At 41.3% G+C, this 14,838-nt stretch carries 20 protein-coding genes and 3 pseudogenes; 6 read left to right on the top strand and 17 right to left on the bottom strand.

The annotated features are described in order from the left end of the window. Window positions 1-169: 169 nt before the first annotated feature. The 15 genes and pseudogenes from F0316_RS20360 to F0316_RS20355 all read right to left on the bottom strand — a co-directional run. A pseudogene (locus tag F0316_RS20360) lies at window positions 170-226 on the bottom strand (DUF645 family protein); the annotation flags it as partial. Window positions 227-588: 362 nt separating this feature from the next. Beyond that, window positions 589-1,227, bottom strand: a complete 639-nt coding sequence (locus F0316_RS18725; RefSeq protein ID WP_149560826.1) for an HD domain-containing protein — start codon at window positions 1,225-1,227, stop codon at window positions 589-591. 146 nt (window positions 1,228-1,373) lie between these two features. Beyond that, window positions 1,374-1,991, bottom strand: a complete 618-nt coding sequence (locus tag F0316_RS18720; RefSeq protein ID WP_054103946.1) for a hypothetical protein — start codon at window positions 1,989-1,991, stop codon at window positions 1,374-1,376. Between the two features lie 153 nt (window positions 1,992-2,144). Next, on the bottom strand, window positions 2,145-2,579 hold the full coding sequence (locus tag F0316_RS18715) for a GNAT family N-acetyltransferase (protein ID WP_149560825.1): 435 nt from the start codon (window positions 2,577-2,579) through the stop codon (window positions 2,145-2,147). Between the two features lie 137 nt (window positions 2,580-2,716). After that, the gene (locus F0316_RS18710; RefSeq protein WP_000048762.1) at window positions 2,717-3,001 is read right to left on the bottom strand and encodes a putative quinol monooxygenase; all 285 of its coding nucleotides are present in this window, start codon (window positions 2,999-3,001) and stop codon (window positions 2,717-2,719) included. A 180-nt stretch (window positions 3,002-3,181) separates the two neighbouring features. Next, on the bottom strand, window positions 3,182-3,604 hold the full coding sequence (locus tag F0316_RS18700; protein ID WP_149560823.1) for a hypothetical protein: 423 nt from the start codon (window positions 3,602-3,604) through the stop codon (window positions 3,182-3,184). A 212-nt stretch (window positions 3,605-3,816) separates the two neighbouring features. Beyond that, entirely contained in the window at window positions 3,817-3,993 is a 177-nt protein-coding gene (locus F0316_RS20130; RefSeq protein ID WP_032475961.1) for a DUF645 family protein, read from the bottom strand. A 311-nt stretch (window positions 3,994-4,304) separates the two neighbouring features. Next, window positions 4,305-5,066, bottom strand: a complete 762-nt coding sequence (locus F0316_RS18690; protein WP_069730946.1) for a hypothetical protein — start codon at window positions 5,064-5,066, stop codon at window positions 4,305-4,307. 166 nt (window positions 5,067-5,232) lie between these two features. Further along, the gene (locus tag F0316_RS18680; protein ID WP_149560822.1) at window positions 5,233-5,496 is read right to left on the bottom strand and encodes a hypothetical protein; all 264 of its coding nucleotides are present in this window, start codon (window positions 5,494-5,496) and stop codon (window positions 5,233-5,235) included. Window positions 5,497-5,717: 221 nt separating this feature from the next. Beyond that, complete coding sequence (locus F0316_RS18670) at window positions 5,718-6,287, bottom strand: hypothetical protein (protein WP_149560821.1); 570 nt, start codon at window positions 6,285-6,287, stop codon at window positions 5,718-5,720. A 19-nt stretch (window positions 6,288-6,306) separates the two neighbouring features. Further along, window positions 6,307-6,906 carry a hypothetical protein gene (locus F0316_RS18665; protein WP_119567062.1) on the bottom strand — a complete coding sequence of 200 codons (600 nt, stop codon included), beginning with the start codon at window positions 6,904-6,906 and terminating at the stop codon, window positions 6,307-6,309. A gap of 187 nt (window positions 6,907-7,093) precedes the next feature. Next, the gene (locus F0316_RS18655) at window positions 7,094-7,594 is read right to left on the bottom strand and encodes a flavodoxin family protein (RefSeq protein WP_000686370.1); all 501 of its coding nucleotides are present in this window, start codon (window positions 7,592-7,594) and stop codon (window positions 7,094-7,096) included. 137 nt (window positions 7,595-7,731) lie between these two features. Continuing rightward, window positions 7,732-8,118 (bottom strand): VOC family protein, encoded by a 387-nt coding sequence (locus tag F0316_RS18650; protein ID WP_000703159.1) that lies wholly within the window; start codon window positions 8,116-8,118, stop codon window positions 7,732-7,734. A 295-nt stretch (window positions 8,119-8,413) separates the two neighbouring features. Beyond that, a complete protein-coding gene (locus F0316_RS18640; RefSeq protein WP_033839066.1) occupies window positions 8,414-8,635 on the bottom strand; it encodes a DUF3709 domain-containing protein in 222 nt (73 codons plus the stop codon). 328 nt (window positions 8,636-8,963) lie between these two features. Continuing rightward, window positions 8,964-9,141, bottom strand: a pseudogene (locus tag F0316_RS20355) (DUF645 family protein). Window positions 9,142-9,634: 493 nt separating this feature from the next. Between F0316_RS20355 and F0316_RS18625 the strand changes: the two are divergent. Both F0316_RS18625 and F0316_RS18620 read left to right on the top strand, forming a co-directional pair. Continuing rightward, window positions 9,635-10,099, top strand: a complete 465-nt coding sequence (locus F0316_RS18625; protein WP_057563740.1) for a hypothetical protein — start codon at window positions 9,635-9,637, stop codon at window positions 10,097-10,099. A gap of 179 nt (window positions 10,100-10,278) precedes the next feature. After that, complete coding sequence (locus F0316_RS18620) at window positions 10,279-11,319, top strand: IS481-like element ISVvu4 family transposase (protein WP_057569038.1); 1,041 nt, start codon at window positions 10,279-10,281, stop codon at window positions 11,317-11,319. A 113-nt stretch (window positions 11,320-11,432) separates the two neighbouring features. On the opposite strand, the gene F0316_RS18615 is transcribed toward F0316_RS18620, so the two are convergent. Together F0316_RS18615 and F0316_RS18610 are read right to left on the bottom strand one after the other, a co-directional pair. Continuing rightward, window positions 11,433-11,753 carry a type II toxin-antitoxin system RelE/ParE family toxin gene (locus F0316_RS18615; protein WP_172626086.1) on the bottom strand — a complete coding sequence of 107 codons (321 nt, stop codon included), beginning with the start codon at window positions 11,751-11,753 and terminating at the stop codon, window positions 11,433-11,435. A gap of 18 nt (window positions 11,754-11,771) precedes the next feature. Further along, entirely contained in the window at window positions 11,772-12,014 is a 243-nt protein-coding gene (locus F0316_RS18610) for a type II toxin-antitoxin system Phd/YefM family antitoxin (protein ID WP_000557292.1), read from the bottom strand. Window positions 12,015-12,252: 238 nt separating this feature from the next. Between F0316_RS18610 and F0316_RS18605 the strand changes: the two genes are divergently transcribed. From F0316_RS18605 to F0316_RS18585, 4 genes and pseudogenes are all read left to right on the top strand, one after another. Further along, complete coding sequence (locus tag F0316_RS18605) at window positions 12,253-13,056, top strand: hypothetical protein (RefSeq protein WP_149560819.1); 804 nt, start codon at window positions 12,253-12,255, stop codon at window positions 13,054-13,056. Window positions 13,057-13,214: 158 nt separating this feature from the next. Beyond that, window positions 13,215-13,405, top strand: a pseudogene (locus F0316_RS20110) (DUF3709 domain-containing protein). Between the two features lie 270 nt (window positions 13,406-13,675). Next, a complete protein-coding gene (locus F0316_RS18590) occupies window positions 13,676-14,311 on the top strand; it encodes a hypothetical protein (protein ID WP_095474051.1) in 636 nt (211 codons plus the stop codon). A gap of 142 nt (window positions 14,312-14,453) precedes the next feature. After that, complete coding sequence (locus tag F0316_RS18585) at window positions 14,454-14,819, top strand: hypothetical protein (RefSeq protein ID WP_000969534.1); 366 nt, start codon at window positions 14,454-14,456, stop codon at window positions 14,817-14,819. Window positions 14,820-14,838: the final 19 nt, after the last annotated feature.

The raw sequence follows: 14,838 nt of genomic DNA, 5'->3' as shown, positions 1-14,838 counted from the left end.
CGCAGCTCATTGGGACTGGAAACGCCACGCGTTGACAGTCCCTTTGAGGCGTTTGTTAGCTTCGTAGCCCATTGTTTAACAATGAATTTTTAGACACATTTGCTTGAAATGCATTTTACGCAAAAGCATCACTCAAACACACGTCCAACGCCAAAAGCTGTGAAGTTGGCTGCCAAAACTCAAAACGGTCAAGGCTAAGTTGACCACGTTTAAGAGTCCGCGACAAAGAAGAATACTTTCAGCGATGATGCAGCCTTTGTGAAACCAAACTTTCCGAGTTGAGTATCCAACAACATTTAAGCATCGAGGTTTGATGGTTTTCCGCGACTTTGAAACCAATGAACTTTCAACACGCTCGACCAAATCGGCATCAGAAAATCTCGCCAGCCAAGTTGTGAAATTTGAACGCTAAAAACAGCTTTTTCAGAACAATTGAGTTGGACTTTGATGATTCCAGCCTTTAAGAAGCTAACGCCCGCCTAAGGGGCTGGCAACGCATAACACAAAACTCAAACACAACAACCGTAACCACCGCGGCTCAATGGGACTGGAAACGCCACGCGTTGACAGTCCCTCTTGAGGCGTTTGTTAGCTGTATGGCTCGATGTCCATTCCCAACTGAATTAAGTAAGCTTTCATAAATTTCATTCTCTTTTCAGCCTCTACCTTTGCTGACGCTGTATGCATTATTTCAGGCAATTTAAATAGCTTAGTGTAGAAATGATCTACCGTATTCACTCGATCATTCAGCTCACGTGTACCGCAAAAGGGGTCAGTTGCATCATATAAACCCACGCCTAAATTTGTGCTCACCTGAATGCAACGAGCAATCCCAATTGCACCTAGAGCATCGAGTCTATCAGCGTCCTGTACAACCTTTGCTTCAAGCGTATCAGGTTGAACCTTGGCGCTAAAACTATGAGCAATAATTGCGTGCTTTATAGCGTCGTGATATTCATTCGGATAACCAATCTCATTGAGAAACTCCAGTGCCTTATCTGCTGCAATACGAGAGCTTTCAGCTTTGTTAGGATGATTCTTGGGAAATGAAAAACAATCGTGGAGATACGCTGCAGGTAAAACTACCTCAAGCATCGCACCTTCAATTTTGCTCAGCAGTTTGGCCGTTTTGACAACACGAAATACATGGTTTAAGTCATGCGCCAAATCTTGCTCCATTTCAGACTCGACGAAAGTGACAAATTGAGTCTCATAGTTTTCTACCACATTACTTCCTTGTTCATCGTATACAGCTAACGCCCGCCTAAGGGGCTGGCAACGCATAACACTAAACTCAAACGCAACAACCGTAACCACTGCGGCTCAATGGGACTGGAAACGCCACGCGTTGACAGTCCCTCTTGAGGCGTTTGTTATGCCTTTGAACGCTTTTTACAGCGATCTATACGTTTATCCCAGTCACCAGCCCAACCTTGAGATTTGGCTTTTTCACACAAAGAAACCACCTCACCGTAGCGTTTTTGTTTTTCTAGGACTATTGCTAACTGGCGATAACCTTTATGGGCTGGTAGATTACCGCCATGTTTCTCAATGAACACTGTCGCAGCGAAGGGGGCATTTTCAATTTGTTGCTCGCAAGCTTGAATAGCAAGCTCAAGACCATTTGGGCGTAAGTCTCGATCTCTATAGCAAACATCCAATTTTGCGCCATAAAGAAAATGTATATCTAAAGGTTCTGATTGCTCATTAATCAAAGTTTCAGCTTTAGCAATTAATTTATAAGCAACGTGCCTTAGATCTGGTTTGTTGAACCAGCCGATTAGCCCCCAGAAAAAATGCAGCGGTGTTTGATTACTACGGCATATTTCACCATCAATTATCGAGCTTTCACTACCGATTGGAGAGTATGTGCTCAGAATGATTCGACGTTCTTCATCATTCAACTCATTCAGCCACCAATCTTCTAACTTTAGGTATTTTATCATTCCATTTATTTTTGTTTTTTTCTTGAACATATCAAAAATGCCCATTGTGCCCTCCTCTGAGGCATAACGCCCGCCTAAGGGGCTGGCAACGCATACCACTAAACTCAAACACAACAACTGCAACCACCGCGGCTCAATGGGACTGGAAACGCCGCGCGTTGACAGTCCCTCTTGAGGCGTTTGTTATAAGCCCGAACCCTAGACTTCTGGGTTACTCGAACTGTTGTACGAAAACATTCGGATTTCATCTCTCGGGTACCAATCTAACTTGGTATAGAAGTCCTGTGCCGCAACATTCTCAATCAACACAAACAAATGCGTCTTAGAAATGCCTATTCTTGATAGTGCATCTGTCGCTTTTTGAATTAAAGACTTACCAATCCCTTGGCCTCGGAAGTCAGATGAAACCGCCAGATGTTGTACGTAACCTCGCCTACCGTCTGTACCAACCAAAACAGCGCCAAGCACAAGAGAATCTGAAACTGCGACAAAGCTTAAACCTTGATTTCTTTTCAAATAAGCTTCGATGTTTGGCCGAGAATCGGCATCTCTGAGGGATAAGTTTTCAGTAGTAGCCCATAAAGCAATCACTTCGTTGTAATCGGAAATATCCATTTCCCTAAATGTAACCACAATTTCTCCTTGGCTTATAACGCCCGCCTAAGGGGCTGGCAACGCATTACAACCAAACTCAAACACAACAACCGATATCACCGCGGCTCAATGGGACTGGAAACGCCACGCGTTGACAGTCCCTCTTGAGGCGTTTGTTATGCGCAACTCACCGTAACTTCATAATTACGTTCAACATTAGCGGAAACTTTACCCCACGTAGAAGATTTAACTCTTAGCTGATGCTTATCAAAAGCAGCTTGATCTCTAAACTCTTCATACACATCGAATCGATATGGGTTTTCTTCGTTTTGCGTGACTTCAAAAATCAGACAACCATCTTCTAATCTCGTGAAACGAATATGATTGTCTAGCTCATTGATAACAGCAGTTAGCTCTGCTTTGGGCACAACAATGAAGCCTTTTAGAATTACCTTGCTCAATTTCTATCCTTTTAAATTTTGCAAATGTGGCTGATTTTTTATGTTAGGCGCATAACGCCCGCCTAAGGGGCTGACAACGCATGACACTAAACTCAAATACAACAACCGAAACCACCGCAGCCCATTGGGACTGGAAACGCCGCGCGTTGACAGTCCCTCTTGAGGCGTTTGTTAGCTGAATTACTTCCAAAGTACCTCAATTTTTCTTCGAATAGCAATAGTAGCAACTTCCATTTCATTTTCAGTCAACTGTGCAACCGTTGTCTTGTCTTTCAATTTCAACAATTCTTGTGGCAATTGAGTTTGATAAGAAAGAGATTTAATTTGTTTTTGAAGCTCTCCGAAGGTCGACTCAATACGACTAAACTCCGAATCTGTCGAGCCATAAACATCACACAAAACAAGCCTTATATTTATGAGCAAATTTAAGATACTGTTTAACTGAACTGATACTGCTTGGTTACTAGCAAATTTCTTTTGAAACGTAAGCGAATCCCTTGATACTTTGAAAGAAATCCACGCAGCTACTGCTGCGGCAAACGCAGAGATAGCAGATAAGGCAACAAATAAGTCTTCCACGTCAATTTTTGATAAAGATTCCACTACCACCACACCTGATTGATTACTACTATTCAGCTAACGCCCGCCTAAGGGGCTGGCAACGCATTAACACTAAACTCAATCACAACAACTGTAACCACCGCGGCTCAATGGGACTGGAAACGCCGCGCATTGACAGTCCCTCTTGAGGCGTTTGTTAGCTTCCTAGCCTATTGTTTCAAAATGATTTTTAACCACTTTTCTTGAAAGGCATTTTACGCAAAAGCATCATGCAAACACACGTCCAACACCAAAAGCTGTGAAGTAAACAGCCAAAACTCAAAGCATTTAAGGTTAAGCTGGCCACGGTTAAGAGTCCGCGACAAAGAAAGCATAATTTCAGCTATGATGAAGCCATTTTCGAAACCAAACTTTGAATGTTGAACATCCAACAGCGTTGAAGCATCGAGGTTTGATGGCTTTCTGCAACTTTGAAACTGCTGAACATTCAACACTTTCTACCAAGTCAGCATCAGAAAAACTCGAAAGTTAAGTTGTGAAATTTGAGCGCTAAAAGCTGATTTTTCACAACAAATGAACTTAGATTTTGATGATTACAGCCTTTAAGAAGCTAACGCCCGCCTAAGGGGCTGGCAACGCATGCCACTAAACTCAAACACAACAACTGCAACCACCGCGGCTCATTGGGACTGGAAACGCCACGCGTTGACAGTCCCTCTTGAGGCGTTTGTTATGTGCGTGGTTAACCATTTGTAAAAGCAATATACGCCTGCATAAGGCCTACAATTATTAAGACAAAAGTCAACCAACTCATTGCTTTTGATTGTTTGAGAGTTTCTTTATGTTTTCTTTCGTCTTGTTCAAATTGAGACAATGAAACCATTGCATAGCAAGATAATTTATAGCCATATTTTTCTTTTATAAGATCATTGCTTGCTACTAATGAATCCAGAAGCAGAACATTATAATTATAGTTACGTTCCCGATCAGGATGATAATACCATCGCTCTGTATACAATAGGTTTGACAACTTATAGGGAGTTATTGAAAACGTATTATCATCAACAGTTTTTTCTAGAATAAGTTGAAGAGCTGCCATTCTTTCCGAACGCGTAAGTTCTTTACGGTTATAAAAAACTTGAGCTGTATTATTGCTCTGAATTTTTAGTTGATCATATCGAAACAAGCTTTTTAAAATGTAGCTATTTAAACTGAAATACTGAATGTCATATATTTTGTAAAAATGAGTAATTTCGAATTTAGAATTCTCAATTTCGTCAAAATTTACTATTGATTGCTCAGTGTAGCCTTCACCAGCCCATTTGCGTCCGGTAATGCCTTTATCATTAATTCCATCAGCCAACATGCTCCAAGAATCATCATGTGCTCTGATATACATTACATAGCAATCAACATCCTTAGCCTTATCACCAGTACGAGGAACCCTTTCCGGTGCTGGTTTAGACAATATTTTCTTAATTGCCCATCGATAGATTTTATTCAACTTATAACCTCAAATCACTTATTTGACTAAAGCACATAACGCCCGCTTAAGGGGCAGCCAACGCCACGACCAACTTTCCGCATAACAACGTAACCACAAAAACCAACGCATAGTAAAAATGCCGCGCGTTGGCTGTCCCTCTTGAAGCGTTTGTTATGTGCCGTGGCTAATGTTTTTCACAATCCTTTTTATCTTTGAACAGATTCGTCAATGCCGTCGCTTCCGTTCTCTCTAGATCTTGATAAGCATCGAAAATGTCACCATCCTTGTACCCAAGAAGGCACAGCCCGCCTTGAATAATTAGGGTGAAAAATGACACAACTAGAACCAGAAATGGAATGACACCAAACATATCAAGAGACAGTAAAAGCGAAGACAGCGCTATAGCTACAGCTGAAATTACCAATTTAACTTTGCTACTAAAAACCATAACACCCTCTAAAATATGAATTTTTAGCCATTCTATAAGTCAATGGTTGCACATAATGTTGTTTGCTTCACAGGAAAGGCACATAACGCCGCATTAAGGGGCGAACAACGCACAAAAGCACTCAATGCATAGCACATTCATCACAAAAACAAACGCATGGCGAAAATGCCACGCGTTGTGAGTCCCTCTTAAATGCTTTGTTAGGCGCCACCTCTCCCCAGCTAAAACACATCTTCATCTGGGGCAAATTCCTTAGGCCGCTTGGCTTCTTTTTCGGCTTTCATTTCGGAAACTAAATCGTTCATGAACCAGTTGCCATTCATGTCCTGGAAGTCAGCCATTTGAACTCGCATCAAATACAAAGCGCCACCGTTGTGCGTCTCGTATGCTTTGGTGCCATCGAGCAAAGTTAGCTTTTCTGGAAAAGTACGAATTGTGTACATAGGGTTTTGCTCACCAAATTCCTCCCCAATGACTTTGAAATCATCGCCACCCAAAACAAATTTTGTTTTATTTCGGAAGCAAAGTTCTACTTTCTCGTAGTTATTCTCTTTGAGAAGATCAGCAGTCTGTAGAAGTATCCGAAAGACATCCATTGCACTACCTTCTCCCGATAAGTTATTGACGCAAAATCTCAGATCCTTCCCAGACTTGAACAAGTTAAAATCAACGCTTGTGTTTCTCGAATCATTTGCCAACACGGATTTTTCTTCAGCTTTAAGTTGTCCTCCGAATGCAGCAAACGATATAGATGCCATTCCTATAATGATGACTTTTTTTATCATGTCCATTCCCCTATCTCCTGATCAACTAGAATGCATCGGCATCTGATTGAAGATCACCGTTCTCAATTTCCTTCTTCGCCATCAAGAACTGAGGGCTTTCATACCCGATTGTTAAGAATCCCTCACCGCGTCGCTTGCCCTTAAGTTGGACAGAAATCACGCCACCTGCGTAATCAAAAATTGATAGATACGCCCCACAACCAGAATAATCTAGGCATTGATAAAACTCATCAGCATCGTCGTAAAGATCGCCGCCCACTCTCTCATAGTGCGTAGAGGGCGAACCGTACTTTTTCGTGAGAAGGCTTTTGACTTGTTCGTAGTTAGACTTGCCCTTTGAGCCATAGATATCATCTGTAAAGTCCGTAGACATTGCCGCCACCTTTACAAGTCTTCCCTTGTAGGTGACGGCCACATAGTTTTCTGCTTTGGACCAAGCCTTAGGCACAGAGACCGAGGAGAAAATTCTAAGTCCATTGGCATCACTTACTTGCGTAAATCCCAACTTTTTCAATCCAGCCTCAGACATTCCCCATGACAACCCAAATGGTTCAGGAAATGTATCTGCCGCTTGAGCCCCCGCAACTACTATGGCCAGCAGCAGTCCTACTAAAAATTTTCCCATTGCTTTTCTCCTTCGTCTTTAGTTTCTCGATTAGGCAAGTACTGGCATTGCACCCTCCAAGTGGTGCCTAACGCCCGCCTAAGGGGCTGGCAACGCATAACACTAAACTCAATCACAACAACTGCAACCACCGCGGCTCAATTGGACTGGAAACGCCACGCGTTGACAGTCCCGCTTGAGGCGTTTGTTATGTGACAATTTCCAACGCTTGTCTAGTTGTCTCTTTTAGTTTACTTAGGTCATCTTCAGATTGGACCGATACATACGTACAACCTTTGTAAACAAGCCCAAGATAGTCTGCAGTCAGTTGAAAAGGCTCTGAAAAGCAACTGGGACATGCTTTGTTAAAGCCCGTTGATATTACCGAAACTGACTTACCCTTTAAGCATCGACCGAGCTCTTTTTCGATTGTTAGTAAGTCTGAAAGACGATCGAAGAACACTTTTAGTTGCGCGGACATTGAATACCAATAAACAGGTGAGGCAAAAACCAGATGGTCAAACTCAACCAATTTATTGATTAAATGGATAAAGTCATCATTTCGATTCATATGCTCATAATCGTAAAAGGAAATCGCATAGTCCGATAAATCGAATAGCGTTGTATCTGTGCTTGCTTGAAATACTTCAACCAATTTACGAGTATTTCCGTCAGATTTAGAAGTCCCTAAAACAACAGCAATTTTCATTGTGACTCCTTGTCACATAACGCCCGCCTAAGGGGCTGACAACGCATTACCACTAAACTCAAACACAACAACTGCAACCACCGCGGCTCATTGGGACTGGAAACGCCACGCGTTGACAGTCCCTCTTGAGGCGTTTGTTATGTGTTTGAATACGTTGATACTTCAATAAGATTCCCATCAGGGTCTCTGAAATAGAATGATGTGATTGCACCTTGTGCACCTGTACGTTTTACAGGCCCCTCCATGATAGTCACACCTTGATCCTCCACATGCTTCATCGCATCAGACAGAACTGTGTCGGTAATAAAGCACAAATCTGCGCTCCCAACTCTGACATTTTGGGCTTTAGGTTCAAACTCATTACCGAGTTGATGAAGATTGATCTTCTGATGACCAAACTCTAGAGCAATCCGACCAGCGCCAAAACTAACAGCTTTCATGCCCAACACTTTTTCATAAAAGTTCGTTGTTGTTGGAATATCTGCAACAGTCAGAACCAAATGATCAAGGTGACTAATTTTCATCAGAAACTCCATTTTCTAGGAAAACACATAACGCCCGCCTAAGGGGCTGACAACGCATACCACAAAACTCAAACACACCAACCGTAACCACTGCGGCTCATTGGGACTGGAAACGCCACGCGTTGGCAGTCCCTTTGAGGCGTTTGTTATGCTTAAGCTTCAACACTTTACACTTGAACCAAATCAAGAATAACTCACTGAAATCATTGACCAAACTTCGAATTTCCTTGAGTTAGAACTGACTCAAATTTTACCTATCATATGAACTGACCAATGCAGAGTTTCATCCTACAAATCAGCCAATGTGGAAACCCTCTCCGACAAACCAACTCACCACGCATGAGCACAACAACTCAATGAGGCAATGACACTGAAATTTACAGCGACAGACACATTGCCGTTTCATTAGGCAGCGCAAAACAATGCTCAATTGCCGACAAACTTTAAGCCTATAAGTAAAGGCACCAAACTGCTCAAAGCGACTTGAGAGAGCAAGACTCACCTCGCGTGGACTCAAAAACCCAATGAGGCAATAACTCAGAATTTACAGCGCCAGATACACTGCCGCTTCATTAGGCAGCGACAAACAATATTGAATTGCCGACAAAACCTGAACGAAATGCCAAAGAAATCGATAACACAACCAACTGATTTTTATGGATTAAGCATAACGCCCGCCTAAGGGGCTGGCAACGCATTACCACTAAACTCAAACACAACAACCGTAACCACGCGGCTCAATGGGACTGAAAACGCCACGCGTTGGCAGTCCCTTTGAGGCGTTTGTTAGCTTCGTAGCCCATTGTTTACCAATGATTTTTAAACAAATTTGCTTGAAATGCATTTTACGCAAAAGCATTACTCAAACACACGTCCAACACCAAAAGCTGTGAAGTGAGCAACCAAAACTCGCAGCGATGGTTAAGTTGGCCACTTACCGAATTTCCGACAAAGAAAGCGCGATTTCAGCGACAATGCAGCCTTTGTGAAACGAAACTTTCCGTGTGGAGCATCCAACAACATTGAAGTATCGAAACTTGATGGGTTTCAGCGACTTTGAAACTGCTGAGCATTCAACACTTTCTACCAAGTCAGAATCCGACAAACTCGAAAGCCAACTTGTGCAATTTGAACGCTAAAAGCTGATTGTTCAGAACGATTGAGTTTGGATTTTGATGATTCCAGCCTTTAAGAAGCTAACGCCCAGCTAAGGGGCTGACAACACACAGCCACACTCAACATTAACAACCGTAATCACTGATGCTAACCGTACCAAAGATGCCACGTGTTGGCAGTCCACTTGAGCTGTTTGTTAGGTGCAGTGTCTAAGTTTTAGTGTGATTCTCACCGCACTACTATCCGATTTTCGTGATTCTCAGCCCTTTGCTCGACCAAAATCACAGTTGCATAATAGCTGTAAATCAACAACTTATGCACCATTAATCACACGATAAGCCTCACATATTGAAGTGAAGTTATAAGGATATAGAGATATATGATTATTGGAGTATAAACTATGACAGAATCAGCACATAATAAAACCAAACGTAAGCTCATAAGTAACATCAAAGATATTAAGCCAACACATCAGACAGCGATATTTTATAACAACTTTGATGAAGCCATTGAGTTCAATGATTTGATGCAGAAGATTAAAAAACCTGTCAGTGCTGCATTCAAAAGTATCACTATGATTTGGGTGCTGAGATTAAAACATCAGTTCAAATATGGTGTGGTCGGATACATTCAAATTCTCACCTCTGCCGAACTTGATTTGAAATTGCTTAACAAAGTGCTCGCCAAATACACATGTGAGAACCAAATTACAACAAAGCAACGTCCATTTGACCGAGAAAAATATACAGATACAGTATCAAAGCAAAGGCTTGCCAATTTAGCCGCCTATTTAGGCTCCAAAACAAGCCCAAGACGATATGCCATAACTAACAAGCCACAAATTAATAAAAACGCTCAAAATTGATTACAGAGAGATTATTGAGAATCATTACCAAAGGAACAAGGGGTTCATGTGATAGGTGTTGTTCCTTTAAATTGTATTAGTTCCGACTAGATCTGACACTTCAATTTGAAAAGAAGAGAGTTACCCACTTTGATTAAAGGTGCTTAATCACTAGTCAAAGACAAAAAGAGGTAACTCTCATGCTTCATACTAGCAATCCAATCATCAAACACAAAGCGGGCCTTCTCAATCTTGCAGAAGAACTCGGTAATGTATCTAGAGCCTGTAAGGTTATGGGGGTATCAAGAGATACTTTCTACCGTTATCAAGAGTTGGTTGAGACGGGCGGTATTGATGCTCTGATTAACCAGAGCCGAAGAGCACCGAACTTAAAGAACCGTGTTGATAGTGAAACTGAGCAAGCCGTTATCAAATACGCCATCGACTTCCCAGCTCATGGACAAGTTAGAACGAGTAATGAATTACGTAAACTGGGGGTGTTTATCTCTCCAAGTGGCGTACGCTCAATCTGGCTTCGCAATGACCTAGAGAACTTCAAGAAACGTCTTATCGCACTGGAGAAACAGGTCGCAGAGAACGGTATTATCCTAACGGACGAGCAAGTCGCGGCTCTTGAGCGTAAGAAGCACGATGATGAGGCTTGTGGTGAGATAGAAACAGCGCATCCAGGTTATCTCGGCTCTCAAGACACGTTCTATGTTGGCAACTTGAAAGGTGTTGGGCGCATCTATCAACAAACCTTCGTTGATACCTACAGTAAAGTCGCCTTTGCCAAGCTCTACACAACGAAAACACCAATCACAGCAGCGGATATGTTGAATGATAAGGTTCTACCGTTCTTTGAGGCGCATGAACTGCCAATGCTGCGAATCTTGACTGACCGAGGCACTGAATACTGTGGTCGTGTTGAACAGCACGATTACCAGCTCTACCTAGCCATTAATGATATCGACCACACGAAAACTAAAGCGATGTCACCACAAACAAATGGTATCTGCGAGCGCTTCCACAAGACCATATTGAATGAGTTCTACCAAGTGACATTCAGAAAGAAACTGTATGGTTTTATCGAAGAGTTGCAGAAAGATCTGGACGAATGGATGGACTACTACAACAATCACCGTACTCATCAAGGAAAAATGTGCTGTGGCAGAACGCCGATAGAAACATTAAAGGATGGGAAATCAATCTGGGCTGAAAAGAATCTAGCCCAGATATAATCTGACAGGCACCAAGTCGAAAAGTGGGTAACTGTCAGATCAGGTCTGAATTAGTACAAAGAATCTAGCCCAGATATAATCTGACAGGCACCAAGTCGAAAAGTGGGTAACTGTCAGATCAGGTCTGAATTAGTACATTTGAGATGCTTTTGGGGCAGCTGTGATTGCCCTAATACCGCGACAATGAGAATGCAGTCTGCTTCTTTGGTGTAATAAGCCATGTGTTTCCCCACTGGAAAGTAAAAACCATTTTGGTAAATATCTTCACAGCTTTTTCCTAGTCCTGGGTTATCCGCTAGAGTTTGGAAACCTGAAAGCAAGGTCGACTTATATTTTTGCCACTGCGCTTCAGCGAAATTTTCAATGGTGTAGTGTTTAATCTTGAGTAAGTGCTCTTGGGCTAATTGGCTGAGCTTATATTGTTTATTTTGCATATTGAGGTAAACGCTCAATCAAAGGGTGTTTAGAAAAGTGGCACCATCAACGGTTTTGCCACTATCTAAGTCTTTCTGAGCAGACTCAAAGCAGTGTTTGAGATAATCGAGTTTCATGGCTTCAAGTTCTTCAAAGTCCTTAATAGACATGACAACGACAGTATTCTTACTGTTTTTGCTGATGATGACAGGTTCGCGCTGTGCGCTTAGAAGAAGTTCACCAAAATTTCGTTTAGCATCATTTGCTGTTAGTGTGTGCATAACTAGGCTCCTCACTCAAAGTTTGAAAGAGTATAGCTCATGGTGCGAAGTGTTTAAAATGATTAAATCGCACGATCTGGGTGAAAGCAAACTAACAAACGCCTCAAGAGGGACTGTCAACGCGTGGCGTTTCCAGTCCCATTGAGCCGCAGTGGTTTCGGTTGTTGTGTTTAAGTTTAGTGGTAATGCGTTGCCAGCCCCTTAGGCGGGCGTTATGCATTATTTGGGGAAATGTGATGTGATTTTGAAAAAAGTATTATTTAACTGGTTATTACCAGAATTAATTAACCATGCTTGCAAATCTTGTATTCCTCGCTCTGGAGATGAGGGGAGGAAGATAAATTGTTTTGTCATTGCAGTAGATCGGAATAAGTCACCATTTTTTGTGGCAAATGAATATAAAAATAAGAGTGTGAAAGGTTTAAGGTGGCAAGATGGAAGCTATTCTCAAGAGCATGAGATTTCTCTCGATGATTTTTGTAATGAGGAAGTAAGGATTACGCATTACTATGGATTGTCAGAAATTACATTTGATAGTATTTATGACTTTTCTTGGAATCACATATCAAAGTATGTTTATACAAAAATCCACTTGTGTAATTATATTGAATCTAAATATCAATCTTTTTTTAATAAGCGTAAGTTGATTACAAAAAAACGCATGGAATTATTGAGATTTATGATGGATGATCAGCTATCTCGTGAGCATGATTCAATAGATTTATTCGAATTAATGACAAAACTATATTCTATTCGTTGGGTAACACATCCGTCGGGAGATGAGCTGGAGCGTAAACTTCAATTATATTTAGATTCCCTAGTTAAAAGTGGTGATTTAACAGAATGCGATAATTTGAGCTATAAAGTTAATGGTAATGCTCTTATTACTATTGAACGATATGAGGAAGAAGAGAGACGCCATATTGAAGCTGTTAAATTGCAAAAGAAAATGGTATTCCTAACCGTGGTTTTAGCAATAATAGCGGTTGTCCAGTCAGGTTTGGTGAAACTCCCAGTTTTTATAGACTTTACTGTTCATTAGGATGTAATGCATAACAAACGCTTTAAGATGGACAGCCAACGCGCGGTATTTTTACTATGCGTTGGTTTTGGTGATTACGCTGTTATGCGGAAAGTTAGTAGTAGCGTTGGCTGCCCCTTAAGCGGGCGTTATGCTTAATCCATAAAAATCAGCAGGTTGTGATTGTCGATTCCTTTAGCATTTCGTTCTGGTTTTGTCGGCAATTCAATATTGTTTTTCGCTGCCTAATGAGACAGCAATGTGTTTGTTGCTGTACTTTTCAGTGTTATTGCCTCATTGAGTTGTCGTGCCAATGTGTTGTGAGTTGGTTTGTCGGAGAGGTTTCCACATTGGCCTAGTTGCTAAATGAAAGCCTACATTGGTCAGTTCATAGGTAAAAATTGAGCCAGTTCTAATTCAATGAAATTCGAAGTTTGGTCAATGATTTCAGTGGGTTATTCTTGAGTTGGTTCAAATGTAAAGTGTTGAAGCTTAAGCATAACAAACGCCTCAAGAGGGACTGTCAACGCGTGGCGTTTCCAGTCCCATTGAGCTGCGGTGATTACGGTTGTTGTGTTTGAGTTTAGTGGTTTGCGTTGTCAGCCCCTTAGGCGGGCGTTATGTTTATTAAGAGGTAAGAATGAGGTTCTTAAATAAAAACAATATTATGTGGGCTTGCTTATTGATACTAGTTTATTTGCTTAGCCATGGGATTGTTAACAGCGATATTGTTATTGATTATTATAAAGGAAGTCTTATCCCAGAATTTACGGGGATGTTTTTAGAGTTGCTAATAATATTGGCTATATTTAATAAGTGGCAAGAAAGAATTGACAATCAAAATAAAATAGATAAAGAGCGTGTCTTGCGAAAATATATAATTTTTACAATTAATAAATTAAGGGCTTTTGACTCTATTCCAACTTCTTTCAGTTTTTATGGAGAAAATCATAATGAAAATCATGCTACTTTAAATAGTCTGAGAGATGAGGTTAGAGCTTTGTCTGGAAATGATGTGTATGAAAAAGTTGGTGATGATTTCATAAAACATTGCAAAATTGATGTTGATGCTATCACGGCTCTATTGCCTGTGGCGGCAGATTTATCTAAAGAGCATTTTAAATCTTGGTCTAGATTGGTCTTTTTTGTGAAAAAGCTATCATTTGATGATGTGAAAAAAGAAGATGTAAAAGAGTATATTGTTAATTTAATAGAGTATATTCGGGATTTTGATGATGCATCATTTAAAAATAAAATCTATGACGGCGCAAAATAAACATAACAAACGCCTCAAGAGGGACTGTCAACGCGTAGCGTTTCCAGTCTCATTGAGCCGCGGTGGTTACGGTTGTTGTGTTTGAGTTTGGTGTTATGCGTTGCCAGCCCCTTAGGCGGGCGTTATAACTCACGGGTCAACTATGATGGACTGGAAAAGAGAGATTGAAAACCGAGCTTCTAACGAACGGTCGTATCTAAGTAATAAATCTGTATCAGAGTTGCTTGAAATGATCCGTTGTGAAAACTACGGTACTTACCACACAATTTGGGATGTGGTCACACGCAGAGGCTCTCTTAAGGATACTGGTTGGGTTCTGTTCGATGCTTTGAGCCGTTTGAACAACGGAACGGCAAGAGTTGCTTGTGCCTCTGCACTAATAACAACATTATGTGCAACTGGACTTAAAACTAAACCTTATCACTTTTTGGATGCGGTACAGGATCACAATGAACACCTTATAGAGCTAGAAAAAGCTCTTGAGCGCAGGATTGGGGGGAAGCCCTGAGTTATAACAAACGCCTCAA

Source organism: Vibrio cholerae, assembly GCF_008369605.1.
GTDB classification, from domain to species: domain Bacteria; phylum Pseudomonadota; class Gammaproteobacteria; order Enterobacterales; family Vibrionaceae; genus Vibrio; species Vibrio cholerae.
Note: the sequence above shows the minus strand (reverse complement) of the source record. Positions and strands in the feature narration are given on the sequence as shown.

What these genes read in the sequence shown, in the direction of transcription:
- F0316_RS18650 (WP_000703159.1), bottom strand. Translation starts at nt 8,118, where the DNA reads ATGAAAATTAGTCACCTTGATCATTTGGTTCTGACTGTTGCAGATATT.
- F0316_RS18610 (WP_000557292.1), bottom strand. Translation starts at nt 12,014, where the DNA reads ATGCACACACTAACAGCAAATGATGCTAAACGAAATTTTGGTGAACTT.
- F0316_RS18680 (WP_149560822.1), bottom strand. Translation starts at nt 5,496, where the DNA reads ATGGTTTTTAGTAGCAAAGTTAAATTGGTAATTTCAGCTGTAGCTATA.
- F0316_RS18585 (WP_000969534.1), top strand. Translation starts at nt 14,454, where the DNA reads ATGATGGACTGGAAAAGAGAGATTGAAAACCGAGCTTCTAACGAACGG.
- F0316_RS18625 (WP_057563740.1), top strand. Translation starts at nt 9,635, where the DNA reads ATGACAGAATCAGCACATAATAAAACCAAACGTAAGCTCATAAGTAAC.
- F0316_RS18665 (WP_119567062.1), bottom strand. Translation starts at nt 6,906, where the DNA reads ATGGGAAAATTTTTAGTAGGACTGCTGCTGGCCATAGTAGTTGCGGGG.
- F0316_RS18615 (WP_172626086.1), bottom strand. Translation starts at nt 11,753, where the DNA reads ATGCAAAATAAACAATATAAGCTCAGCCAATTAGCCCAAGAGCACTTA.
- F0316_RS18620 (WP_057569038.1), top strand. Translation starts at nt 10,279, where the DNA reads ATGCTTCATACTAGCAATCCAATCATCAAACACAAAGCGGGCCTTCTC.
- F0316_RS18655 (WP_000686370.1), bottom strand. Translation starts at nt 7,594, where the DNA reads ATGAAAATTGCTGTTGTTTTAGGGACTTCTAAATCTGACGGAAATACT.
- F0316_RS18720 (WP_054103946.1), bottom strand. Translation starts at nt 1,991, where the DNA reads ATGGGCATTTTTGATATGTTCAAGAAAAAAACAAAAATAAATGGAATG.
- F0316_RS18670 (WP_149560821.1), bottom strand. Translation starts at nt 6,287, where the DNA reads ATGGACATGATAAAAAAAGTCATCATTATAGGAATGGCATCTATATCG.
- F0316_RS18590 (WP_095474051.1), top strand. Translation starts at nt 13,676, where the DNA reads ATGAGGTTCTTAAATAAAAACAATATTATGTGGGCTTGCTTATTGATA.